This is a genomic window from Limnothrix sp. FACHB-406, from assembly GCF_014698235.1.
GTDB lineage: Bacteria > Cyanobacteriota > Cyanobacteriia > CACIAM-69d > CACIAM-69d > CACIAM-69d.
Genome location: NZ_JACJSP010000001.1, coordinates 415,349 through 440,917, shown reverse-complemented (window position 1 = coordinate 440,917; position 25,569 = coordinate 415,349). Strand labels below are relative to the sequence as shown.

Here is a 25,569-nt window from a genome sequence, read left to right as displayed (position 1 = left end):
ACTGCATCCTCCCTAGTTGCAGTTTCTAATCGCAATTCGCAATTCGTTTGTTGCAATCCCTTGTCGCAATCTGTTTGTTGCAATTTTGAACCTATGGTGACTCAACTGCACTCACCCGCCACAAAGACGGGTAGCCTGATTCAGTCCAATGTCTCCCTAGCGCGGTTTACCTCTTTTCGGGTTGGGGGGCCAGCCGAATGGTATGCCGCTCCCAAAACCCTTGATGATTTATACGAGTGCTTTGAGTGGGCCGATCGCAATAGTGTTCCCGTGACCCTTTTGGGGGCGGGATCCAACCTTTTGATCAGCGATCGGGGCATTTCGGGTTTAACCATTGGCACACGCTATCTACGGCGGATCCAGATCGATCGAGAAAACGCCAGGATCACAGCCGGCGCTGGCGTATCCATGGCCGCCTTGGCCTGGAAAGCGGCCTATCTGGGCTGGGGCGGTCTGGAATGGTCGGTGGGCATTCCTGGTAGCATCGGCGGCAGCATTGTCATGAACGCTGGGGCCCATGGCAGCGAAATTCGTGACGTGTTGTTGCAAGCCACCGTTTTGGCTCCCCAAACGGGTCAAATCCAACACCGATCGGCAGCGGATTTGGGCTACAGCTATCGCACTTCCAGCCTGCAAGGAGACAGCCAACTGGTCACGGAAGCCACCTTCCAACTCCAGCCCGGCCACGACTCCCTAGCCCTGCAAGCCCAAACTCGCGAGCACCTGGAGCGCCGCCACGCTACCCAGCCCTACCATCTGCCCAGTTGCGGCAGCGTGTTCCGCAATCCGGAACCCCGCAAGGCCGGCTGGCTGATTGAGCAGTCGGGCTTGAAGGGGCATCGCATTGGGGGCGCGGAAGTGGCCCAAATGCACGCGAACTTCATCTTGAACCGCGATAACGCCACAGCTGCGGACATTTTTAATCTGATTGATTGTGTCCGAAATGAGGTGTACAGCCGTTGGGATGTGCTTCTGGAGCCGGAGGTGCGGATGTTGGGGCCATTTTGCGCCGTTTAACGCTGTCTGGTACTGCTTTTCACTGGCCAGCACCGCCCCAGCGCCCTTGAGTGGGCGTTGACGCGATCGCCTGTTGCGGGGCTTCGCGTCACGGGGCCAAGGCTCGATCGATCAGTGTATCGGCATTTGATCGGCTCTTGAGCGGCGTTCGATCGGTGTGATCCATTCAACCAAAGCCAGCGCCCCTAGGCAGCAACGGGCATGATTCCCGCCCCGTCAACCCATCAACTCAGCCCCTGTCAGGATGCATCACCCCATGATTCCATGCGATCGCCGCTATGCCCTGGTGCATGAATGGTTAACTCCGCTGGCCACGGGGGGGTCTGAGTTGGTGGTGCGGGAAATGGTGACCCAGCTCGATCGCTGGTTGCCGGAACCGGTGGCTTTGCACGCGCTGATCGATTTCGAGTCTAGCAATTCTGAAAGTTACTTGTATGGCCGAGCGATCGGCCATACCTTTTTGCAGCGCTTTCCGGGAGCCATTCGTGGAGTGCAGCGCTATTTGCCCCTTTGGCCCTTGGCGATCGAGCAATTAGACCTGCGAGCCTATGACATCATTCTGTCCTCTTCCCATGCGGTGGCGAAGGGGGCGCTGGTGGCGGCCCATCAGTTGCATGTTTGCTATTGCCATGCGCCCATGCGCTATGCCTGGGACTTGACCCATGATTATTTGGCGGGCAGTCGATCGGGTCGTGGCCCAATCGGCTGGCTCACCCGCTATTTGCTGCATCGGTTGCGGTTGTGGGATGTGCTGGCGGCGAATCGGGTTGATTTTTTTGCGGCCAACTCCCGCACCACGGCCAATCGAATTTGGCGCTGCTATCGACGGCGGGCGGAGGTGATTTACCCGCCGGTACAGGTTGATCGATTCCCCCTGCAAACCACCAAGGATGACTATTACCTCTGCGTTACCAGGCTAGTGCCCTACAAGCGGGTGGACTTGATTGTGGAGGCGTTCAATCAACTGGGATTGCCCCTGATGGTGATTGGGGGCGGGCCGATGCTGGAATCCTTGCGCGAACAGGCTCAGTCCAACGTGCAACTGTTGGGCGAGCAGCCGGACGCAGTGGTGGCCCAAGCCATGGCCCAGGCCCGGGCCTTTGTCTATGCGGCGTTTGAGGATTTTGGGATTGCGCCCGTGGAAGCCCAGGCCTGCGGCACGCCCGTAATTGCCTTTGCCCAGGGGGGAACCGGCGAAACGGTGCGTGACTGTCGCCAGGATCCCAAAACGGGCACGGGGTTGCTGTTTGAGCAACAAACCAGCGAGGCGATCGCGGCGGCGGTGACGGCCTTTGAAGACTATCGATCGCGCCTGAGTGCTGAGGCGATTCACCGCCATGCCCAGTCCTTCAGTCCCGATGTGTTTCGCGATCGTTACTTTGGGTTTGTGAACTGGTGTTGGCAGGAGTTTCAGCGCGATCGACAGACCCCAACTGAGTTTTTCCGTTAACATCCGCGCAACTCAACCCGCCTAAGCCCTACAGTGAATAGTGATGGATCGTGGATCCTACCGAGCCAATGGTAGGATGGAGTATCAATTCTCCGATATCTCGATCGACTTACGGGGCATTCAATCCCCCCTTATTTGCCACTGCTGGACTCATGGCCAAATCTGCTAGCTCGCCGGTTGCTGCACCCACCGAAACTCGTCTCTCGAAAGTTGAAGGACTCAAAGAACGAAGCAACTTTCTCCGGGAACCCGTTGCGTCGGAACTGTTGCTGGACACCAATTATTTTTCCAATGATGCGATTCAAATCCTGAAATTCCACGGCTCCTATCAACAGGTCGATCGAGACCTGCAAAAGCCGGGCCAGGAAAAGCCCTATCAGATGATGTTGCGCACCCGCAGTCCGGGAGGGTTCATCCCGCCGCAACTATACCTGACGCTCGATCGCCTGGCCAGTGAATATGGCAACGAAACCCTGCGCGCCACAACCCGTCAGGGCTTTCAGTTGCACGGGATTCTGAAAAAGAACCTGAAAGCCACGATCGCCGCGATCGTCAACAGCATGGGGTCAACCCTCGGCGCTTGCGGTGACCTGAACCGCAACGTGATGGCCCCACCAGCGCCCTACAAAAACCGCCCCGAGTATCAACTGGCGCTGGCCTATGCCAACAACATTGCGGACTTGCTCACGCCGCAAACGGGGGCCTACTACGAAATTTGGCTGGATGGGGAAAAGGCCATTTCCGCCGAAGAAGACCCGGCCGTGAAGGCGGCCCGCCAAAGCAACGGCTCCACGCCCATGCGCCTGGACACGGAAGAGCCGGTCTATGGCGCAACCTACATGCCCCGCAAGTTCAAATGCGCGGTGACGGTTCCGGGAGACAACTCCGTGGATCTGTTTTCCCAGGACTTGAGCTTGGTGGTGATCACCAATGAGCAAGGGGAGTTGGAAGGGTTCAATGTCTATGCCGGTGGCGGTTTGGGCCGTACCCACAACAAGGAAGAAACCTTCGCCCGCATTGCCGACGAAATTGGCTTTGTGGCGGCGGCAGATGTCTATGGCCTGGTGAAGGCGATCGTGGCGGTGCAACGGGACTATGGCGATCGCTTCGATCGTCGTCACTCCCGGATGAAGTACCTGCTGCATGATTGGGGGGTGGCCAAGTTCCGCGACCATGTGGAAGATTACTTGGGCAAAAAGCTGGAACCGGCGCGCCCCCTGCCCGCCTGGCGCTATGAGGACTTCTTGGGCTGGCACGAACAGGGCGATGGCCATTTGTTCTTGGGCCTGTCGATCCAAAATGGGCGGGTGCGTGACCAGGGTGATTTCAAGCTGCGATCAGCTCTGCGGCAAATTGTGGAACGGTTCCAGTTGCCGATGCTGCTGACTCCCCATCAAAATGTGCTGTTCTATGACATTAAGCCGGGCGATCGAGCCGCCATTGAAAAAATCCTGACCGACTGCGGGGTTTGGGCGATCGAGCAAATTGATCCCCTAGAGCGGCTGGCGATGGCTTGCCCGGCCATGCCCACTTGCGGCTTGGCGATCACCGAATCGGAGCGGGCCCTGCCGGGCTTTGTGGAGCGCATTCGATCACTGATGGAGCGCTTGGGCTTGGGTGATGAATCCTTCGTGATTCGGATGACCGGTTGCCCCAACGGTTGTGCTCGGCCCTACATGGCTGAGTTGGGTTTTGTGGGCAGCGCGCCCAATGCCTACCAAGTCTGGCTCGGGGGTTCTCCTAGCCAAACCCGCTTGGCCCAAACGTTTACGGAACGGATGAAGGATACGGATCTGGAATCGTTCCTGGAACCGATTTTGGTTTACTTCAAGCGATCGCGCGAACCGGGCGAAAGCTTTGGCGATTTCTGCCATCGGGTCGGGTTTGATACGCTGCGGCACTTTATGCAGGCCTATCGCCCGATCGATGCCAAGGCGGAGAAGGACAGCCAGCGAGCCAGCAACGGCAGCGCCGCTCCCCGCCATCGCATTGGCATTCGCGATGAGCTGTACAAGTCGGTGCAGGCCCTGGCTGCCGATCGGGGACAGTCGGCCACCGCGCTGATCAATGAGGCGATCGCCGCTTACCTGAATCAGCAGTCCAACTAGCTGCCGATTTCAAGTCAATCTCCAGCCGATCGATCTCGGATCGGGATCGGCTGGATTCAGCAAGCCTCAACAAGCCTCAATCGATCGGTTGTTGAGCCGTGCGGATCCCTAGCGGGTTGATGGTGATTGAGGAATCGCTGAAGGTGCGCGATCGGGCTGGGGCAATCCCTGGCTCGATCGCGCACAAATTTTAGATAGCCCCGCTTGATATTCACAGCGAAACGCTCGCTGACACCAAGCGGCCATATTCACCTGCTCTAAACGCCCCACCTGTTGGCATTGGGGACTATTCCACTGGCTGCCGATCGCCCAAGCGCCCGCACGTCCCACATCCAAAACGGTTTTCAGCGGGTTTTCTTGATTAGCAGGCACACCCGTTTCCGGCACGGTCACCACATCGACCCAAATACCGTGACTGCCCAGAATGAGCCGAGCCATGGCCCCGGCTCGCCATTGGTGGGAACCGGAAGTCATCAAAATCACCCGTTTTGCACCCCAACGCTGCAAGATCGGCAGACTCCAATAGCAGTTCCCAAACGTGGACTGGGCGCATTGCTCCAGCCAAACGCGATCGCCCTTCACACCAGCGCGATCGAACAACGCCTTGACACAGGGAGGCTTGGAACCCCCGGAAATCAACACCCGCTGTTGGGGATGGGCCGCCGCCCACTGAACCGCCGCCATTTCGCGCCGAATGCTGCCCCCCAAGACCCACAGCACTTCCGGCGGGCCCGAAGCCGCCACCATCAACCGTCCGCCCCACCACAGGCCCCCCAAGGCCAGCAGACCAGCGGTCATCAGCCCAATTTTTCGATGAAATGGCTGCATAGGGCGATTGAGGGGAATCTAATGACTGAGGCGACTGAAACGATGAACTGATTAACACTCGATTCAACGCGCAGCGACACCGGGCGGCGGCAAAAACTGCGATCGACCATTGGGCAGCCGTGGGCCCCGCTTGGCTCCCATGGCTAACAATTCCTGTTCAGCCCGCTGAATCACTAGGCGATCGACTGCCGCTTGATACACCTCATTCCAGGAGTAAAACCGCACCGCCAACGTGTTGGGATCTCGGCGCAAAAAGTCCGCTGTTTCTTGGAAAAACGGAGCCACCCGCCGATATTTTGAAGTCATGGCTGCCCAGCGACCCGCCATTTCCAGGGAAGCCACGGTGGCCGGAATGTCATTCAGCAACAGGTATTGATCAAACGCCTTGAAGCGCCAAACCCAAAAGGCATCGGGTTGGTGCTTGGGATCCAGCACATCGGTCATGCGGGTCATGAGGGCCACGGATTTTTCCGGCTTGCCCGCATAGTACGCCACACCCGCCGAAATGAAAGGAGCCAGCGTGGTGAATCGGGGATCCCGCAGGGTCATCAGCTCAAAGTAATCTTCATTGGCCGTGTAGCCCGTGGCCTGGCGAACTTCCGTGTCTCCGAAATATTGCAAATAGCTTAAAAACGCCCAATTGGCCAGCAAATTATCAAACCCAAGGCTGGGCATTCGGGCCGCCAATTGCAATTGTGTGCGGGTGCGATCCTGAGCCAAAACGGGATCTTCCAATCCCTGGGGAGCGCGTTTGATGGTGGCTTGTTGCAGAAGGACGATTCCCCCGATCACGATCAGGGCGATCGCCCCATTGGTGAAGTGGCCTAACCATTGCAGCCGCCGGAGCGATCGGCTCAGGGCTGCGGTTGATGTTTCGGTTGATGTTGTTGATGTTGTGGTTGATCCGGGCGAACTGGATAGGGACGATGAAGGGGGTGGGGTCGATCGAGCAACCTGGGGGGATGGCGATTCGGGGGGCTGAGTACGTTTCCAAATCATGGTCAACTGCCCGTTAGAGATCCATGCGGGATTGAATGTGGCGATTCGATCGGTGTCTGGAGTCACCCACGGTTCCCGATCGGCGCTCTATGATGAATAGCAATCATCTATCAGCCATCCTGCCATAACTCCCAAAATTGCTGGGTGCTGGTTGGGTGCTAGTTTTGCATTCCCTTGATTTCATTCAAAAACGTTGGCCGTATGCCCCAGGTTGATCCCAAATCTATGCCCGCTGTCTCGTCGGTTTCGCGTCATTGGTTTGATTGGCGGCGATCGCCCAAGAGCCTGGGCGTAAAGGTGGCGATCGCGGCGGCCAGCGTTGCCCTGCTTCATCCAGCCCTGAGTTTGCCGGCCTTCAGCCAAGACCGGGAGCCGCCCGCCCCGGAACCCGGCCAATTCCAAGACAGCCCCAAGCAAATCGTGGATGAAGCTTGGCAAATCATCAACCGTGAATATGTGGATGGGCAGTTTAACCAAAATGATTGGCAAGCCATCCGCCAAGACCTCCTGAGCCGCCAATATACGTCGCGGGATGAAGCCTACGAAGCCCTGCGCAAGGCGATTAAGCTGCTGAATGATCCCTACACGCGCTTCATGACTCCTGAGCAGTTTGAGGAGCTGACCAACCAAACGGCCGGCGAGCTGTCTGGGATTGGGATTCGGATGGGGGTAGATGACAAGACGAAGCACTTGCAAGTGGTGGAGCCAATGCCCAACTCACCGGCCGCTCGGGCCGGTTTGAAGACGGGAGATCTGATCCTGTCGATCGATGGGCAAGCCACCAAGGACATGTCTCCCGACAAGGCTTCCAGCTTGATTCGGGGCCAGGCGGGCACGGCGGTGAAGCTGGAAATTCAGCGGGCGGGCGGTGCGCCGTTTTCGGTGTCCTTAACCCGCGCCCGAATTGAAGTGCCGATCGTTCGATCGAGCCTGCAAACGGAATCGGGCATTCGGGTAGGCTATATCCGCCTCAATGAGTTCAGCGCCCATGCGGCCGAACAGATGGAGCGGGCGATCGAGGATTTGAAAGGTAAGCAGGCCGAAGCGTTTGTCTTGGATCTGCGCGGCAATCCGGGCGGTCTCTTGAACGCCAGCATTGAGATTGCACGCATGTGGCTCGATGCCGGCAGCATTGTCAGCACGACCGATCGCGCAGGAAACAGCCAAGCCGCCCGGGCCAACCGCACTTCCCTCACGAACTTGCCGCTGGCGGTGTTGGTGGATGGCAATTCCGCCAGTGCCAGCGAAATTTTGACCGGGGCGCTGAAGGATAACCGTCGGGCGCTCGTGGTGGGAAGCCAAACCTTTGGCAAGGCCCTGGTTCAATCGGTGCATAGCTTGGGTGATGGTTCGGGTTTAGCCGTCACGATCGCCCATTACTACACCCCCGCTGGCACGGACATCAACAAAACCGGCATCAGCCCCGATGTGGAAATCAAGCTATCGGATGAGCAGGAATATTATCTGTTCTCCAATGGCGGGCGACTGTTGGCCACCGAGAGCGATCCCCAATACACACGGGCTGTGACCATGCTTCGGAACCGGATTGCGGCTAATAACAATGTGGCCCCGCTGCCTCAGTAGGGACAAACTTAGTAGGGACAAAATATCCCCAACCTGAACCCGTCAATCAACGCTAACCATGGCTAGACAAGGGGCTTAAGCCCCTTGCCTCCAATGATGTAGTCAGCGATCGGTGCAGTCAGCGATCGGCCGGACGTGGGGATGGCTTCAGAGCAAACTGCACAACCGTTAGTGCAGGAAGTGGCGGCGATCGGTCATCAGCATCACCAAACCCAGTTCATTGGCCGCCTTGATCGAGTCTTCATCGCGCACGCTGCCACCGGGCTGGACGATCGCCCCGATGCCCGCCGCCGCCGCCGTCCGCACCGAGTCATCAAAGGGAAAGAACCCATCGCTGGCCAAAACAGCGCCCGGGGCTTGGTCGCCCGCTTGGTTGAGGGCGATCGCCACGGAACCCACGCGATTCATTTGGCCCGCACCGATCCCCAGGGTCGATCGGTTGCTGGTCACCACGATCGCATTGGACTTCACATGCTTCACCACCCGCCAGGCAAAGGCCAACTCCGCGAGCTGATCCGCCGTTGGTTGCTTTTCCGTCACCACGCGCCAGGTGTTCGGGTCGCTGGGTTCGTCGTCGGCCGCCTGGAGCAAAAAGCCGCCCGCGATCGTCTTCACCGTGGCCGCCGGTCCCGCTAACAGATCCGGCAGCACCAAGACTCGCAGGTTTTGTTTTTTCTGCAACAAGGCGCGAGCTGCCTCATCACAGCCAGGAGCCACAATGCATTCCAGGAAGGTTTCCGTGAGCGCGGCGGCCGTTTCTGCGTCGATCGGGCGGTTCAGGGCCACGATGCCGCCAAATGCTGACACCGAATCCGCTTCCAGGGCCTTGCGATAGGCCTCAAGCAGGGGGGCATCAGCCGACGATCCCAGGGCCACACCACAGGGATTGTTGTGCTTCAGAATAGCCGCCGCCGGAGGAGCATCGGCGGCCACAAATTCCGCAATCAGGCTCCGGGCCGACTCCAGATCCACCAAGTTGTTGTAACTCAGTTCTTTGCCCTGGAGTTGTTCCGCAGCCGCCCAACCGCTGGGGGTGGAGCCGCTGCGATACCAAGCGGCGCTTTGGTGGGGATTTTCGCCATAGCGCAGGCTTTGCACCCGCTTACCCGCGATCGCCCATTCCACTGGCGTTGCCAAGGCGGGTCGATCCAAATCGGCGGGATTGTCGGCCTGTTGGCTCAGGTAAGTGGCGATCGCGCTGTCATAGGTGGAGGTGTGCCAAAAGGCTTCGCGGGCGCACTGCAACCGGAATTCCAGGGATGGTGTGCCATTGCTGCTCAGCTCATGTAAGTAGCGATCGTATTGAGCTGGGTTGCACAGCACCGTTACGCGGCTGTGGTTTTTGGCAGCGGCGCGGATCATGGCGGGGCCACCGATATCAATTTGTTCGATCGCCTCCGGCAGCGTCACCCCTTCCCGGGCGATCGTCTGCTCAAAGGGATAAAGATTCACCACCACCAAGTCGATTGCGGGGATCTCATTGGCAGCCAAATCAGCGCGATCGCCCTCCAAATCGGTGCGGGCCAAAATTCCCCCATGCACACGCGGGTGGAGTGTCTTGACCCGGCCGCCCAAAATTTCCGGGAAGCCTGTATAGTCCGAAACCTTGGTCACGGGGAGTCCTGCGGCTTTGATGGCATTAGCCGTGCCACCGCTGCTGACCAGGGTAAAGCCGAACCGTTCCACCAGTTGGCGAGCCAGTTCGATTAGACCAGTTTTGTCAGAAACACTAAGCAGGGCTGTCCGCGTCATGGAAGAGTCCGTTAGGATTGAGGCTTAACGGGTTCATTCTACCGAGGAGTTGTCGCGTGGCTTTATTAGAGGCGATCGCGATTTCCCCCGAGGCGAACCGCACACCAGCGGCAATGCTGGTCGCGCTTCATGGTTGGGGGGCAAATGCAAATGATGTGGCCGCGTTGGCTCCGTTGCTGAACTTGCCAGATTGGCACATGGAATTTCCCCAAGCCCCCATGGCCTATCCCTACTCCAATGAAGGGCGCATGTGGTACGACTTGGAATCGTCCGATTATCCAGGCTTGCAGGCCAGTCGAGACCAGCTCCAAAACTGGCTGTTGGCCACCACGGAGCGATCGGGCATCCCGCTCGATCGAACCATCCTTTGTGGATTTTCCCAAGGTGGAGCCATGGCCCTAGACGTGGGGTTAGCGCTACCCCTGGCCGGCGTTGCTTCCCTCAGTGGCTATTTTCACACCCTGCCGCAAGTCAGCTCCCTCAAACAGGGGCCCCAAGTGCTGGTGACCCACGGCCGTCAAGATCTCGTCGTTCCAATCCAAGCCGCCTGGCAAGTGCGCGACGATCTCCAAGCCCGCGATGCCACCGTCACCTATTTGGAACTCGATGGGGGCCATGAAATCCAAATGAGCCAAATTTCCGCCCTGCGCACCTTCTCCCTCGCCTGCATTTCAGCATCCTGTCCGAAATGATGGTTTAAGCAAGCATGGCCGATCGTTCAAGCCAGCATTGCTGACAATCCAGCATTGCTGAGGATGCAAGACCGCATGACGAACCTTTCAGGATCATTGCGGAACTTTACGGTTTGTCCCCAGAAGGATTGCAGATTCACGAAGACTGATAATTTCGCTACAGAGTCCTGCTATTCTGAACATCCAGATCGCAAGATTCGCATCCCGGGCCGTGATTAGGATGACCTGAACGCCTGATCGTTACTCCGGGCCGTGATTAGGATGACCTGAACGCCTAATCGTTAAAGCGCTTCATTAAATTTTTCCAGCAGTACAAGCCCCAGCTACAGCGGAACTGCCAAGCCGAATCAACCGCATTTGTCGCCTGGAATTCCGCTGGCGGGCCTGTTGGGTGAAAAAGATCGAAAATCCGGTCGGAAAACTGGGGTTTCGTGGCATCATGATCTGCGGGCGCTCTCCCCTCTAGCCCCCCAGACCCATCAGCCCGCAAATTCACTCCTGACTGGTTTGATGCATCGTCGCGGGCGGGCAGTCCGAGACTTTAAACGGACGTGGAGGCCAGCGTCAGACTGGTTCGCCAGTGGTGGCCTGTGAAGCGTCAACCCCATTCAGCGACCTCGGCCCGATTCGCTGGGTTCAGGCGCGGTGAGGAATCCTCACCCTTTGGGGCGAGGAGGATGTCAATCAATTAATCATTGACCAACGAAGAATCATGACTCTCAGACTTGGCGATACCGTCCCTAATTTCACGCAGGCTTCCACCCACGGCTCGATCGACTTCTACACTTGGGCTGGTGATAGCTGGGTGGTGCTGTTTTCGCACCCGGCGGACTATACCCCCGTGTGCACCACCGAGCTGGGCCGCGTTGCCCAACTGAAGGGTGAATTTGACAAGCGCAATGTGAAGGCGCTGGCCCTGAGCGTTGACAGCGTGGATTCGCACCATGGCTGGACGGCCGACATTGAAGAAACCCAAAGCACGACGCTGAATTACCCGATTCTGGCCGACGAAGATAAGAAAGTGTCGGAACTGTACGGGATGATTCACCCCAATTCCAGCACCGGTAACACCCTGACGGTGCGATCGGTCTTCATCATCGATCCCAACAAAAAGCTGCGTTTGACGATCACCTATCCCGCTAGCACCGGCCGCAACTTTGATGAGCTGTTGCGCGTGATTGACTCGCTGCAACTGACCGATAACTACAGTGTGGCTACGCCCGCTGACTGGACAGATGGCGGCGATTGCGTGGTGGTTCCCTCGATCCCCACCGAGGAAGCTCGCCAGAAATTCCCCAAGGGCGTGACGGAAATCAAGCCTTACCTGCGCCTGACTCCCCAGCCCAACAAGTAATTTCAATCAGTTTTTAATCTCCAGTGGTTTTTAATTTCAAGCTGAATCCTTGAGCTTGGGGTTAGGGCCACCTGGTGGTTAGCAACATCAACAAATAGCCCCCCGATCGCCCTGGTGTGATCGGGGGGCTATTTTATTAGTCTGGTGTATTGGTTTGGTGTATTGGGCTGGTGTATTGGGCTGGTGTGTCGGGCTGTATTAATGGAACACCGATTAGGCAGGCCGTCCCGATCGCTTGAGATTGGGCCAGGGCTGTTCTGGTCGGGGTTGGCCCGGCAGCGTTAAATGGGCGATCGTTTCCTTCAGCGCATCACGCACCGCAAACACGGGCGGCAAATGCAGCGCATTGGCCAAGATGGCCAGACCGATGTGTCGGTGAAAGGGCACGGGCAGCCGATAGGCCCGCACCTGGGCTGGGATCGGTTCGGCGGCCAGCCGGGCCATGACCGTTGCGCCCAATCCTTGGGCCACCATGCTCAGGATGGTGGAATCTTCCCGGACTTCGTAGCTGGGTTCCACGTTCAGGCCCAGCTTGGCGAAGCGATCGAGCACAATTTGCGCACACAAAAATCGCCGGGGCGGCAAAATCAGCGGGCGAGAAAATAAATCTTCCCAGGCAATCACCTCCGTGGCGTATCGATCGCTGCTGGGGACGATCGCCCAATATTCATCCATCATCACGTTCCAGGTTTCAAACTCACTGCCTGCGGGCAACAGGACAAAACCAACATCTGCCCGGCCGGCGCGGAGTTCTTCCTCAATGTCCTGGCTGGTGTCGTATTCATCAATGGCGATCGCGATGCCGGGGTAGCGGTGGCGCAAATGCTCGATCGCCTTAGGCAACAAGTGGGTGGCCACGCTGCGAAAACAGGCCACGCGCACATGGCCCGAATCGAGGCCGCGGGTGCTTTTGGCCTGGCGCTCAATGTCGTTGAGCAGTTCCAAAATTTTGCGGGCACTGTCGGCAATTTCGCGCCCGGTGTCGGTGAGGGTTGCGCCGTGGCGGCCGCGATTCAGCAAAATGGCCCCCAGTTCGTCTTCGAGGGTGGCGATCGCGTGGCTAACGGCGGATTGGGAAATGTCGAGATCCAGGGCGGCTTGGCTGAAATTTCCCCGATCGGCGATCGCCACCAGGGTTCGTAGTTGAGACAACTTGAGTTTTGCAGCAATTTCGCCCATAGCTGAGTCGATGTTGAATCGACTGGAAAGCGATCTAAAGATTCAGCAACTTATTCGGCAAATTCAGCAAATTCAGCAGATTAAATTTGACAGGCCAAATCCGGCAAATTGAGAAAAGTGCCGTCAGAACCCGGAGCCGAATTGCGCTCGCCGAATTGCTCTCCATGCTATACCGGCACTTTGGAGGATCAACCAAGACATCCATCGATTTCATTCATACCTCCCATGCAAGCCATCGGTCGATCGAACCGCCGACCCTTGATAGGGTGAAGGCACAGCAAATCTCCTGGCTACCGCCTTCCACAACGATGGCCAGGAGATTTGTTTCTTCAGGAGAACCGAGTCATGCACTTTACCTCTGCAACCCGATCGCCCCTGCGGTGGTTGGCGGACTGCTGTGCTGAAAACACCATCCTAGGCAATTTTGGGCAACGGCTGGCCCATTGGGGTCATCGAGCAGTGATGCGGCTCAGCACGCCCGATCAGATCCGAATTTGGTCGCGGACGCTGCCAACCGGTGAGGAAATTTTTTACGGTTGGGATCCACGCACGGGCGATCGATTCTCTAGCCCGGCTGAGCGGGAACTCCGGAGCTGGCTAGAGGAGCGCCATCGCTATCGGTTTTGAATAGACCTCTTACGCGAATCGACCAGAAGCCCTCATCCCCCAACCCCTTCTCCCAAGGGGGGCGAAGGGGGGCCAGAACCATTGCGTTACAGCGATCTCGTAGCTGGTGATCAAGTCCCTCTCCCGACTTGGGAGAGGGATTTAGGGTGAGGGTCTTGATTGACGCAAGAGGTCTAATGACTGGCCATCAAACCAGTTAAAGACCAGTCAAAAACCGGCCAAAACAATCAAAATCACGCTCAAAGCACCGTTAAAAGACCCGGGAAGAGACCGGGAATTCTGGATTGGTCGGTGATAGTGGAGAAAGGAAATTGATCCACAACAGCGAGCGTGATTGATGGGCATGGGGCAAGGTAACGAGCGGGCGTGGGGGCAATGGGGCCGATCGCTCCGATGGTTGGGTTGGGTGGGTTGTGGGTTGGTGTTGGGAACGGTTTCCTTCGCTGCGTTCCCCGCGATCGCCCAAGGGCCAGCCCCAGCCCCCCTGGCCACCCCGGCCGGCGCTCCGGAGTTTGAACAAGCACGCCAGACCTACGAAGCGGGCCGGTTTACGGAGGCGATCGACCATTGGCAGCGGGCGGCCCAACAGGCGGCCCAACGGGATGATCGCGCGGCCCAAGGAGCCGCCTGGCATGGCATCAGCTTGGCTTGGGGGCAATTGGGCGATCGAGCAGCGGCCTTGAAGGCAGTACAGCAGAGTTTGGCCCTGTTGGCGGCGTTGCGCGGCGAGGGAGCCGTGCGGCTGCGGGCGGCGGCCTTGAATCAGCAAGCCCGGTTGGAGCTGACCGCAGGGCAGGCGGCCCGAGCGATTCAACTTTTGGAGCAGGCGGAATCCCTGTATCGATCGGCGGGCGATCGGGATGGGCAATTGGGAGCCAGCCTGAATCGGGCCCAGGCCCTGCAAGCCCTGGGACTCTACGGGCGTGCTCTGATAGTGATTGAAGGGCAAATTGGCACTGCCCCGGAGGCCCCCCGCGAACCCACACGCTTGCAAGGGTTGGGCCTGCTGTCGGCTGGGGAGGCCTTGCGATCGCTGGGGCAATTGGCCCGAGCGGAAACTTGGTTGAGTCAAGCGGCAACGGTGTTGGAACAGTCGGGAACCCTGGCCGATCGCAGCACCGCCGCCCTGGCCCTGGCCCGCACCCGGGCCCTGTTGGCTCGCCAAGGGTTAGATCGCAATGATCCCCAATGGACGACTCTTCGACAACAGGCCATGGCATCGTTCGATCGAGCAAGGGTGGCGGCAGCGGCAGCCGGGAGCGATCGCGATCGGCTGTGGGGTCAGTTGGAGCGCTGGGAGATGGTGTTTCTGGGTTTGGAAACGGGCAGCTCACCCGGAGAAACCGTCAGCAAGGCTCAACTGCAAGCGTTGGCCACCCAGGTGGCACAGCTCCCGATCGGGCGCGATCGGATTGCGGCCCAAATGCGCCTGGCTCGCTGGTGGTCAACCGTGAATGAACCGGCCTTGGCCCTGGCAGGGTTGCAACAGGCGGCCCAAGCGGCCCAAGCCCTGGGCGATCACCGTTTGACGGCGGCGGTTTGGGGTCAGTTGGGCGAAACCTATCGGCAACGGGGGGAAACTGCCCTGGCGGCGCGTTGGCTGGAGCAATCCCTGGCGCTGGTGGAAGGGTTAGCGGCTCCGGAGGTGACCTATCGCACGGCCCGTTCTCTCGGGCAGTTGCGGGCCCAAGGGGGCGATCGCACCGGTTCCCTGGCGGCCTATCGCCTGGCCACCCAAGCGATCGGGCAACTGCGCAATGACCTGGCCGGGATGGATTCCGTGGTGCAGTTTTCCTTCCGCGATCGGGTGGAGCCGGTTTATCGGGAGTTCGTGGATCAGTTGTTGCGGGGCAACCCCAGCCAGGAAGACTTGCAAGCGGCCCGATCGGCGATCGAGGCTTTGCAGTTGGTGGAATTGGAAAACTTCTTTCGCCAAGCTTGTTTGGATGCCAAACCGGAACCGCTCGATCGGGCCATTGACGGGCGATCGGACACGGCCGCCGTGGAGGCCATTGTTTTAAGCGATCGCGTGGCCACCCTCACCAAATTGCCGGGCCAACCGTTGCGCTATGCCGTGGTTCCTGTGCCCCGAGCCACCGTTCTCCAAACCCTGCAACGGGTGCAACAGGCCGTCCAAGACCCAACCATTCCCAACCGGGAGCGCTTGCGCCTGTCCAAGCAGGTTTATGACTGGCTAGTGGCTCCGATTGCCCCAGAATTAGCCCAATCGGGAGTCAAAACCCTGGTGTTTGTGCTGGATGGGCCCTTGGCGAATATCCCGATCGCCGCCCTCCATGACGGAGAGCAATATCTCTTGGAGCGCTACAACACTACCAGGGCCTTGGGTTTGCAGCTTTTTGCCCCCAAAGCCCTGAACCCGCGATCGCTCAACGTCTTGGCGGCGGGTGTTTCGGAAGTGGCCCCCAGTTTCCAGGCGGAAAAATTGGGAGCCTTGCCCTTTGTGGCCGATGAGCTAGATATTTTGGCCCAGGAGTTACCGGCGGCCGTCCTGCGCGATCAGGCCCTGACGGAGCAGGCCCTGCGCCAAGCCTTGCAGCAAAACAACGCCCCGATCGTCCATGTGGCAACCCATGCCCAGTTCAGCTCCCGAGCCGATCGCACCTTTCTGTTGGCTTGGGATCGCCGCATTGAGTTGGCAGATTTTGACCAACTGTTGCGCCGACCGGCCAGCCGCCCCCCGATCGAACTCTTGGTGTTGAGTGCCTGCGAAACAGCCCGAGGGGACGATCGCGCCACCCTGGGTCTCACGGGCATCGCCATCCAGGCCGGCACTCGCAGCGTATTGGGAACCCTGTGGCAGGTTAGCGACGAATCCACCGCTTTGCTGATGGGAGATTTTTACCAAAGCCTGCGCACCGGAGCCACCAAAGCCGAATCCCTGCGCCAGGCCCAGCTTGCCTTGCTCAAAAACCCCAACTTTCGCCATCCCTTCTTTTGGGCCCCCTATATCCTGGTGGGCAATTGGCTGTGAAACCTGAAGTCAAAGCTGATCTTCCGGGACGGGATCAAAAAGAGCCGCTACGATCGGGAGCAGGCCACGGTTTGGCCCCAAAAACTTCCAAAGCCCCAAAAACTTGCAAGCCATTCTGGAATGGTTCGGTTTTTGAAGGGTTGTGTTGAAGGGTTGTGTTGAAGGGTCGTCGCGATCGAGGACTGAAACGAGGATTAAGACTATGAATTGGCATGATCTAGGCACGTTGGTATTGCTGCTGAGTCCCGGGCTGTTGCTGTCGGCCATTGTGATGGGCATTTTTGCGGCCGGCGGCTAGGGCATGGGGCAACCCCCGGGCGGCACAGCATGAACCAACTCGCTGCCCGATTGGGGCCAGTCGCGCCGGTAGCGTGCGCCGGCCGGATCGCCCCAACCCAACTGCAACACCACCTCGCAGGGCAATGCTTGGCCGCGCGGATCCAAACTGACCCACTCAGCGCGATCGATCAAGCGCTGCTCATCACTGGGGGTGAGGGTGCAAAAGTCTCGCCCCCCGGCCACGCTCAAGTGGCGATCGAACCCCACCGTGACCGATCGCCAAAATTCGATCGCATCATCCTTAAAGCGCTGAAGGGTATGGATATCCTCCGGCAGCGCAACTAATTGATCATGTAATTCGGGATAGTTCAGCCGGTGGGGGCCCAGGGCGATCGATCGCCACACCAAGCCCGACACCCCTTGTTCACGCTGGTAGGCATGAATTTGGGCCCGGAAGTTTTGATAAGCCGTAAATTTTTGAATTCCTTTGGGGTCAATCAGGCGATCGAGCGGCGCAATTCCTGATACTTTCGCTGTCAAATGTAAGCGTTGACCTTGCATACAGGCCCGCTGTTCTTCCGCCAAAATTTGTAATAACTCATCGGTGCTGTAGGGTTTTTCCATTTTTTCCTCCACAGTGCCTTCAGAGTGTTTTGGGATGCAATTTCATGACAGCATCACAGGCTAAAAGTGATGGGTCGAATCAAGCCTTCCACCATTACGAAAGTGCGAGAGCAAGGGGCTTAAGCCCCTTGTCTACTGCGTCAATCAATTAGCCAGTGACTAGCGAATGATTAGCTAATTTTGGCAGCCATTGCCACGATCGAATCAACCATCCGCATCGAGTAGCCCCACTCGTTGTCATACCAAGACACAATCTTGAAGAAATTCGAGTTCAGCTCAATGCCCGCCGTTGCGTCAAAGATGCTCGAATGGGCATCGCTCGTGAAGTCCGTAGAAACCACCGGATCTTCCGTGTAGCCCAAAACTCCCTTCAGCTCTCCTTCAGCGGCGGCCTTCATGGCGGCGCAAATGGCTTGGTAGCTGGTGGCTTGCTCAGTGCGGAAGGTCAAATCCACCACCGACACATCGGCCGTGGGCACGCGGAACGCCATGCCAGTCAAGCGCCCCTTCAGGGCCGGCAGAGCCAGGGTCACGGCCTTGGCGGCTCCGGTAGAGGCGGGGATGATGTTTTGCATGGCACTGCGGCCGCCGCGCAAATCCTTGCGGCTGGGGCCGTCCACGGTGGGCTGGGTGGCGGTGGCGGCATGGACAGTGGTCATCAACCCTTCAGCAAGACCGAAGTTGTCATGAATCACCTTGGCGATCGGGGCCAAACAGTTGGTGGTGCAACTGGCGTTGGACACGATGAAATCTTTGGCCGGGTCAAAGCTGCTGTGGTTCACGCCCACCACCAGGGTCGGCACGCGATCGGGATCCTTCGTGGGTGCGGAGATAATCACCCGCTTTGCCCCAGCGGCCAGGTGCTTGCTGGCTCCCGCATGGTCAATGAAAATTCCGGTGGCTTCCACCACAAAGTCCACATTGTGGTCACCCCAGGGCAACTCCTCCGGGTTGCGACAAGCAAAACAGGGAATCAGTTTGCCGTTCACCACTAGGCCGCCTTCGGCCGCTTCCACTGTGCCCTTGAATCGGCCGTGGGTGGAGTCATATTTCAGCAAGTACGCGAGGCTCTCGGGGGGGAACAGGTCGTTAATTGCGCAAACTTCAATGTCGGGATTGGCGATCGCACCGCGAAACACCAATCGGCCAATGCGTCCGAAACCGTTAATGGCAACCTTAATCGGGGCCATGATCAAAACTCTCCTGCTTGCGAAGTCATGAATCAAACGGGCTTGAACCCACAGGGTCAGCCCCGGCAGTTATTTTGACCCAAGGGGTGAGGGAATCAATCCCAACGCGGATCAATCTCTCACGACCCTAAACCGGATTCAGGCAAGGGGTGACGGTTCTTGGCTTTTTTTCAAGACTCTTTTTCCAGTTTGCTCAACCCGATAGGGGGGTTGAAAGGCCAAAACGGATGCCTAATTCAGCGCACCAACCGACGAAAACAGGAAGCCGAAGCCGCTTGCCCCGCAAATCGGGTGATGATTGGTGAGTGTCTCAAGAGATCACCGAGCCATCTTCTAAAGCTGTGATGGGACTGTGATGGGGCTGTGGCGGATTGGGTTTGGTTGCGATCGGGGCGATCGGTTCTGGGATCGGTGTTAATCGATTTCCTCGATCGCCGTTCGGTCAGGGAAGCACGATGGGTACATTTTCCAGGAGGGTGTTCGGAAGGGGTTGACCGGTGATGTTTGCCCTATGGTGTTCGCCAAGTATTTGCCAAGTATTTGCCAAAGTATTTCTCGAAATCTTGGTCAAACATTCACCAAGTCACAACAAACCTGGCAACATTAAGAATTGATGGAAAAATAGGAAAAGGCCGAAAATTTAGCCAATTTCGGGCGAGAAGTTTTATGCAAGATGAATTTTGAGTCAACCCTGCAAGATTACGGGGAATCTCGTGAAAATTGCTACCAAATCTTGATCATCACTAGTGCAATCTAAAGGGGCATCTGACCCGCCATCGATCGAGCCGTTGCCGAGGGATCCCGATCGCACCCCCCTCGGTTTCCCTTGCAGCAACCCTGAAACCCTTGGATTTTTGGGGATTGATTGCGATTGATCCCGATCGCCCCGTGAAGAATAACCGGATTCTGCGATAGGCAAGTTCCCTTGCAGCCGATCCCCAGGGTGAGTAATGGATGAGTTAACCTGAGCACCATCCTCGCTATCGGTCAGATTATGATGGTCGCGATGGTAGTTGATTCCCTGGAAACGATCACTTCTTGGGCAAATCTTGGGCAAATCTTGGGAAATTCCTCAAAATGCCCCAATTCCCGATCGTGACTGGGATTGGGGCGCAGGCCGCTCACCAAGACCCCTCAACCAGTGCGATCGCTCCATTGACGCAACTCATTCAAGAATCGGGTGCATTGCAGCGCTGTTACCGTTCTATGGTCACTTAAACCCTTGCCCGCGCATTTGCTCAATCCTCTGCTGTCTATGTCAGCCCTGCTTCAAAGCCCTCGGCCGTCGAGTCGAATAACTGCACTGCTTGTTAGCATTTTGGGTGGTTGCTGTTGGGGATCGATCGCCCAGCCCGTGGCGGCCCAGCCCCTTGGCCCTTTTGATGAACCGGCCCTCAGTGCGCCCGACGGCCCCTCCAGCGTTGCAGCACCCGATTCCACCCTTAATCCATCGGCTAACTCCACCTCCGGCAATTCCACGCCAGATTCCGCGCCAAACTCTGCGCCGAATTCTGCAACCCTCCAGCCTTTGCTCCGATTGCTTCCGGCTCCCACGTCCACCTCGGCGGGTTCCGTGCTTGATCCAACACTTCAGCCCCCGATCGATGGATATCAATTGGATACGGGCGATCGGCTACAGGTGGAAATTTTTGATGTGCCCGAATTCAGCAACCGTATCTACCTGGTGCTGGTTGATGGCACGATTTCCGTGCCCTGGATTGGTTCTGTGCGGGCCCGAGGCTTAACTCCTCAGCAATTGGCCAGTGCCCTCAGCCAGGCCTATCGCCCCTTCGTCAAGACCCCGATCATCACCGTCAATGTTTTAACGCCCCGCCCGGTTCGGATTGGCGTTTCTGGGGAAGTGAATCGGCCCGGCTCCTACGCGATCGAGGTCAGCAATCGGGACGTAGCGCCCAATCAGTTACCCCTTCAATGGCCAGACGTGACTCGGGCGATCGTGGCGGCCGGCGGCATCACCCCCCTCGCCGATATTCGTAACATCCGCCTCCGGCGCTCAGATCCCAGCGGCACTCCCCAAGACCAAACCCTTAACCTTTGGCAACTGCTGGAAAGTGGCGACCTCAGCCAAAATATCCTGCTGCGGGATGGAGACATGCTGATGATTCCAAAGGCCAGCACCTTTTCTTCTGAGGAGGTTTCGCGCGTGGCCCGGGCTAGCTTTGCCCCCGAAACGATCGGGGTGAACGTGGTTGGCGAAGTGAAAGCCCCCGGCCTCATCAAGCTGCCACCCAACGCCACCCTTAATCAGGCCGTCTTGGCGGCCGGCGGATTCCTGCGCCCCCGCGCCGTCTCCAGCCAAGTTGACCTGATTCGGATTAATCCCGATGGGTCAGCCACCGCCCGCCGCATCCCTATTGACCTGCAAGCCGGCCTGAATGAGGAAACCAATCCCCTGTTGCTGAACAACGACATCGTGGTGATTAACACCAATGGCGTGACCCGGATTACGGACTTCCTGCGGGTGTTGCTGTCGCCTGTGGATAATCTCTCGAACCTGCGTCGCCTGTTGGCCCCCAGCGTTCCCGATTTTCAGTAATTCAATAAACTGCCTAGCCCTCGGCCTTCGATTTCATTACCTGAACCCTATGCAGTCCCAGACATCCCGCGAGGCGATCGACTTCAATCCCCTAGGGCTTATCCTTAAGGCTTGTCAACGGGCCTGGCTACCGGCTGCTTGTGTTTTTATTTTGGGCATGGGTGGTTCTGTGTTGGCGGCTCGGCGCGTGAAGCCTGTGTATGAGGCTGGAGCCAAGATTCTCTTCAGAATTGACTCCACTCAAGAGCTGACGGGTCTTGCACGGGATGAGTCGGATAATCCACTGCGATCGCTGTTGGTTGACCAGAGTCCCATCAGTAATCAGATGGAAATTTTGCTCTCGGAACCATTACTAGAGCGCACCATCAAAAAGCTGGACTTGCGAGATAAAAAAGGCGAACCCTTAGGGCCAGGGGAGCTGAAGACAGCGCTGGAAGTCAAGATCATTGGCGCAACGGATGTGGTCAGCATTACGTATGTCAATGAGTCTCCAGAGTTGGCGGCGGCGGTTGTGAACTCCGTGATTGAGGTCTATCGCAATAACAACGTGGCGATCGCCCGAGAAGACACCGTTCAGGCTCGCATTTTTCTATCCCGCGAGTTGCCACAGGTGGAAAAGCAACTGCGAAATTTGGAACTGAGACTTCAGCGATTCAAAGAACAAAATCAGGTGATTAATTTAGAAGAGGAAGCGCGAACTTCGGTGCTGGCTCTGCGGCTGCTCGATGAGCAAATTACCAACACAGAAGCCGCAGCAATGGAAGCGGCGGCCAAAGCCACAGTCTTGCGCCGTCAACTCAATCTTTCTCCCCAGGAAGCTGTGGTGGTGGCAGCCGTCAGCCAGTCCCCCAGTGTTCAGAAAGTTTTGGTGGATTTGCAAGACACCCAAAAAGAACTCGCAGAGCAACGATCGCGCTTTACGGACAGCAGCCCCACGGTTTCCCGGTTAATGGAACGGGAGCGGCAGTTGCAAGACATTTTGCAAAAGCGAATTCAAGAAACCCTGGGCGATCGGCAAGCGGTTCCGCCCAGCTTCTTACAGGCTGGGGAATTGCGGGTGACTTTAATTCAGCAATACCTCAACTCCGAAACGGAGCGAGTGAGCGCAGTCAATAAACTCAGGTCCTTTGAAGACAGCCGATCGACATATCTCCGACGGAGCCGCAGCTTGCCCAAAATTGAACAAGAGCAGCGTTATTTGGAACGCAAGCTAAAGGCCGCCCAAGGAACCTATGAAACCCTACTTTCCAATTTGCAAACGCTCCTGGTCAAGGAAGAACAGCGCAACAACAGCACCAGAATTTTAGAGCCAGCGACTGTGCCTCGTAAGCCATCTTCTGGTGGCAAGGTCAAGGTTTTAGCCCTAGGGTTATTTGGCAGCACCTTAATGGCTTCTGCAATCATCATCATTGCGGAAGTTTGGAGTTCTCGATCGCGTTCTGAAAAAAAGATGAGTTAATTAATTACTGTTTTTACGTTGCCCCTTCCCATGACTCAGGCTTTGCATCCCCTTCGTCGTTTATTTCTTTACCTGCCGCAATATCGCCGTCAGCTTTGGCAAGCGACGGCCTATTCGGTTTTGAATAAAGTTTTTGACCTGGCTCCACCAGCTTTGCTGGGTTTAGCCGTTGATACATTGGTGCAGCGGCAGGATTCCTGGTTGGCTTCCTGGGGGCTTCAGGGAATCACAGAGCAATTCCTGGTGCTGGCGGTTTTAACCTGGCTGATTTGGATTTTGGAGTCTGTTTTTGAATATGCCTACAAGCGCGTTTGGCGCAATTTAGCCCAATCTATTCAGCATGATTTGCGATTGGAGGTCTATGACCATTTGCAATCCTTGGAGCTGGCTTATTTTGAAGAACGCAGCACCGGAGAATTGCTCTCGATTTTGAATGATGATGTCAATCAGTTGGAGCGTTTTTTAGACACGGGTGCAAATGATGTTTTGCAGGTGACCACGACAGTTTTGATCATTGGGGGTAGCTTTTTTGCGGTTGCGCCTCAGGTGGCCTGGCTGTCGATGTTGCCCATGCCATTTATTTTGTGGGGATCGATCGCCTTTCAGAAAAATTTGGCCCCTCGCTATTCCGAAATGCGAGAAACCGTGGGCTTGCTCAGTGCCCGGTTGGCGAATAATTTGGGTGGCATTTTAACCATCAAAAGTTTCACGGCGGAGCGCTATGAACACGATCGGGTGATGATCGATAGCAATGCCTACCGTCGTTCTAACCAACGGGCGATCGCCTATAGCGCTGCCTTTGTGCCCTTGATTCGGATGGTAATCCTTTGTGGGTTCACGGCTACTTTGGTGGTGGGCGGTTTGGAAGCGGCGGCGGGGCGCATGTCGATCGGGGTTTACAGCACCTCAATTTTCATTATTCAGCGGCTTTTGTGGCCCCTCACTACTTTGGGTCAAACCCTGGATAACTATCAGCGAGCCATGGCTTCTATTCGGCGAATTTTTAATTTGTTGGATACGCCCATTGATGCCCATTCAGGAACCAAAACCTTTGCCCCTTCGGAGATTCGCGGCGAAATTGTGCTCGATCGCGTGGCCTTTGCCTATCGAGGTCGATCGCCCGTGGTGCAAAATCTCTCCCTCACGATCCCCGCTGGTCAAACGATTGCAATTGTGGGGGCCACTGGCTCCGGCAAAAGCACCTTGGTGAAGCTGCTGCTGCGTCTTTATGAAATTAACGATGGCGCTATTTTGCTTGATGGGATTGATACCCGCGAAATCGACCTAGAAAGCTTGCGCGGAGCCATTGGTTTGGTGAGTCAAGATGTTTTTCTGTTCCATGGAACGGTGGCTGAAAACATCGCCTATGGCACATTTCACGCCACCCCGGATGAAATTCTAGCGGCGGCCAAAATTGCGGAAGCTGATGATTTCATTCAGCAACTTCCCCAGGGCTATGAAACCATTGTCGGTGAGCGGGGTCAAAAGCTGTCGGGTGGGCAGCGACAACGGATCGCGATCGCCCGAGCGGTTCTGAAAAATCCCCCCATCCTCATTTTGGACGAGGCCACATCAGCGGTGGACAACGAAACCGAAGCGGCGATTCAACGATCGCTCGATAAAATCACCCAAAATCGCACCACGATCGCGATCGCCCATCGCCTCTCCACCATCCGCAATGCGGACTGTATCTATGTGATGGATCAGGGGCAATTAGTGGAATCGGGCCGCCATGAAAACCTGCTCGATCGCAACGGAATCTATGCCGAATTGTGGCGATTGCAAACCGGCGATCAGGCGGCTTAGGGGCTGTCGTCATTGCCATCTGGCGATAGGCAGTGGGATCAGAGTTCCTGGAATCTGATGTCAACCATTAAGGGCAATTGGGGAAATGGCGGAAAACCACCCTCCAGCGGGGCAATTCCCACCGCGTGCGCATCCCCAAATCCTTCCTAGAATTGAAGCAACGGCCGGTCTTCGGATTTCCAAACTCCAAACACCGATGCCGATTTCTTCTTTCGGTTTGGTGCTATGAATCAACTAAAAACCACGGTTTTGCTCGCCAGCATGAGCGGCCTGCTGATTTTTGCCAGCGGTCTTTTGTTTGGAGGTGCTCGCGGGGCCTTCCTGGGGCTGGTTTTGGCAGCGGTGATGAACCTGGGATCCTGGTTCTATTCGGACAAAATCGCTCTGGCGGCCTATGGGGCCCAGCCCGTGAATCGATCGCAAGCGCCCCACCTTTACGCCATGCTGGAGCAACTGTGCGATCGCGCGGGAATGCCCGTGCCCACCCTGCACATCATCCCCAGCCCGATGGCTAATGCCTTTGCCACCGGTCGTGACCCCAACCATGCGGCGGTGGCTGTGACGGAAGGGATTCTGGAAATTCTGCCGGAAGATGAGTTGGCGGCGGTGATTGCCCACGAACTCAGCCACATCCGCAACCGCGACACCCTGACCCAGGCGGTGGCGGCCACCATTGCGGGCGCGATTTCTTACCTGGCGCAGGCGGCCATGTGGTTTGGGGGCGATCGCGATCGGGGCAATCCGCTTGCAGGGTTGTTGGCCATGCTCTTGGCCCCGATCGCTGCCACGGTGATTCAACTGGGCATTTCCCGAACGCGGGAGTTTTCGGCCGATGCGGGAGCCGCAGAGTTAACGGGCGATCCGATGGCCTTGGCTCGGGCCCTGAAGCGCTTGGAAACGATGGCTGATGCCACCCGTTTGGAGGGCAATCCCGCCTTTTCGCCCTTGCTGATCATTAACCCCAGCGCCAAAGACTGGCTGCGCAACTTGTTTTCCACCCATCCTTCCACGGAGTCCCGAATTGCTGCGTTGGCCCGTTTGGCAGGACGCTAGGGAGTTGGTCTAGTCCATT

At 57.2% G+C, this 25,569-nt stretch carries 18 protein-coding genes; 12 read left to right on the top strand and 6 right to left on the bottom strand.

What is annotated here, in order from left to right:
- Positions 1-93 precede the first annotated feature (93 nt).
- The 3 genes from murB to sir all read left to right on the top strand — a co-directional run bounded on the left by murB (position 94) and on the right by sir (position 4,575).
- Positions 94-1,017, top strand: coding sequence for a UDP-N-acetylmuramate dehydrogenase (gene murB / locus H6G53_RS01780; RefSeq protein WP_099534146.1), 924 nt, complete (start codon positions 94-96; stop codon positions 1,015-1,017).
- A gap of 256 nt (positions 1,018-1,273) precedes the next feature.
- A complete protein-coding gene (locus H6G53_RS01775) occupies positions 1,274-2,467 on the top strand; it encodes a glycosyltransferase (protein ID WP_190530731.1) in 1,194 nt (397 codons plus the stop codon).
- A 152-nt stretch (positions 2,468-2,619) separates the two neighbouring features.
- On the top strand, positions 2,620-4,575 hold the full coding sequence (sir, locus tag H6G53_RS01770) for a sulfite reductase, ferredoxin dependent (RefSeq protein ID WP_190530730.1): 1,956 nt from the start codon (positions 2,620-2,622) through the stop codon (positions 4,573-4,575).
- Between the two features lie 108 nt (positions 4,576-4,683).
- On the opposite strand, the gene H6G53_RS01765 is transcribed toward sir, so the two are convergent.
- On the bottom strand, positions 4,684-5,403 hold the full coding sequence (locus H6G53_RS01765; RefSeq protein ID WP_190530729.1) for a YdcF family protein: 720 nt from the start codon (positions 5,401-5,403) through the stop codon (positions 4,684-4,686).
- A 63-nt stretch (positions 5,404-5,466) separates the two neighbouring features.
- The gene (locus H6G53_RS01760; protein ID WP_190530728.1) at positions 5,467-6,402 is read right to left on the bottom strand and encodes a hypothetical protein; all 936 of its coding nucleotides are present in this window, start codon (positions 6,400-6,402) and stop codon (positions 5,467-5,469) included.
- A gap of 225 nt (positions 6,403-6,627) precedes the next feature.
- On the opposite strand from H6G53_RS01760, the gene ctpB reads away from it, so the two are divergent.
- On the top strand, positions 6,628-7,986 hold the full coding sequence (gene ctpB / locus H6G53_RS01755; RefSeq protein ID WP_099534147.1) for a carboxyl-terminal processing protease CtpB: 1,359 nt from the start codon (positions 6,628-6,630) through the stop codon (positions 7,984-7,986).
- A 168-nt stretch (positions 7,987-8,154) separates the two neighbouring features.
- Here ctpB and purH read toward each other — a convergent pair whose 3' ends face one another.
- Positions 8,155-9,738: a bifunctional phosphoribosylaminoimidazolecarboxamide formyltransferase/IMP cyclohydrolase gene (purH, locus tag H6G53_RS01750; RefSeq protein ID WP_190354782.1), complete on the bottom strand. Its 1,584-nt coding sequence runs from the start codon at positions 9,736-9,738 to the stop codon at positions 8,155-8,157.
- A 56-nt stretch (positions 9,739-9,794) separates the two neighbouring features.
- On the opposite strand from purH, the gene H6G53_RS01745 reads away from it, so the two are divergent.
- Both H6G53_RS01745 and H6G53_RS01740 read left to right on the top strand, forming a co-directional pair.
- A complete protein-coding gene (locus tag H6G53_RS01745; RefSeq protein ID WP_234406991.1) occupies positions 9,795-10,430 on the top strand; it encodes an alpha/beta hydrolase in 636 nt (211 codons plus the stop codon).
- A 712-nt stretch (positions 10,431-11,142) separates the two neighbouring features.
- Positions 11,143-11,784: a peroxiredoxin gene (locus H6G53_RS01740; protein ID WP_190530727.1), complete on the top strand. Its 642-nt coding sequence runs from the start codon at positions 11,143-11,145 to the stop codon at positions 11,782-11,784.
- 213 nt (positions 11,785-11,997) lie between these two features.
- Here the strand turns inward: H6G53_RS01740 and H6G53_RS01735 are convergent, their stop codons facing one another.
- A complete protein-coding gene (locus H6G53_RS01735; RefSeq protein WP_190528922.1) occupies positions 11,998-12,963 on the bottom strand; it encodes a LysR family transcriptional regulator in 966 nt (321 codons plus the stop codon).
- 345 nt (positions 12,964-13,308) lie between these two features.
- Here H6G53_RS01735 and H6G53_RS01730 point away from each other — a divergent pair, with 345 nt between their 5' ends.
- A complete protein-coding gene (locus tag H6G53_RS01730; protein ID WP_190530726.1) occupies positions 13,309-13,590 on the top strand; it encodes a hypothetical protein in 282 nt (93 codons plus the stop codon).
- Between the two features lie 343 nt (positions 13,591-13,933).
- Positions 13,934-16,582 (top strand): CHAT domain-containing protein, encoded by a 2,649-nt coding sequence (locus H6G53_RS01725; RefSeq protein WP_190530725.1) that lies wholly within the window; start codon positions 13,934-13,936, stop codon positions 16,580-16,582.
- A 294-nt stretch (positions 16,583-16,876) separates the two neighbouring features.
- Here the strand turns inward: H6G53_RS01725 and H6G53_RS01720 are convergent, their stop codons facing one another.
- A complete protein-coding gene (locus tag H6G53_RS01720) occupies positions 16,877-17,485 on the bottom strand; it encodes a hypothetical protein (RefSeq protein ID WP_099534148.1) in 609 nt (202 codons plus the stop codon).
- A gap of 170 nt (positions 17,486-17,655) precedes the next feature.
- Positions 17,656-18,675: a type I glyceraldehyde-3-phosphate dehydrogenase gene (gap, locus tag H6G53_RS01715; RefSeq protein ID WP_099534102.1), complete on the bottom strand. Its 1,020-nt coding sequence runs from the start codon at positions 18,673-18,675 to the stop codon at positions 17,656-17,658.
- A 1,255-nt stretch (positions 18,676-19,930) separates the two neighbouring features.
- On the opposite strand from gap, the gene H6G53_RS01710 reads away from it, so the two are divergent.
- The 4 genes from H6G53_RS01710 to H6G53_RS01695 all read left to right on the top strand — a co-directional run bounded on the left by H6G53_RS01710 (position 19,931) and on the right by H6G53_RS01695 (position 25,550).
- Positions 19,931-21,232 (top strand): polysaccharide biosynthesis/export family protein, encoded by a 1,302-nt coding sequence (locus H6G53_RS01710; RefSeq protein ID WP_190530724.1) that lies wholly within the window; start codon positions 19,931-19,933, stop codon positions 21,230-21,232.
- A gap of 49 nt (positions 21,233-21,281) precedes the next feature.
- Positions 21,282-22,691 carry a GNVR domain-containing protein gene (locus tag H6G53_RS01705; RefSeq protein ID WP_099534106.1) on the top strand — a complete coding sequence of 470 codons (1,410 nt, stop codon included), beginning with the start codon at positions 21,282-21,284 and terminating at the stop codon, positions 22,689-22,691.
- Positions 22,692-22,721: 30 nt separating this feature from the next.
- Positions 22,722-24,497: an ABC transporter ATP-binding protein gene (locus H6G53_RS01700; protein WP_190530723.1), complete on the top strand. Its 1,776-nt coding sequence runs from the start codon at positions 22,722-22,724 to the stop codon at positions 24,495-24,497.
- A 225-nt stretch (positions 24,498-24,722) separates the two neighbouring features.
- Complete coding sequence (locus H6G53_RS01695; protein ID WP_099532704.1) at positions 24,723-25,550, top strand: M48 family metalloprotease; 828 nt, start codon at positions 24,723-24,725, stop codon at positions 25,548-25,550.
- Positions 25,551-25,569: the final 19 nt, after the last annotated feature.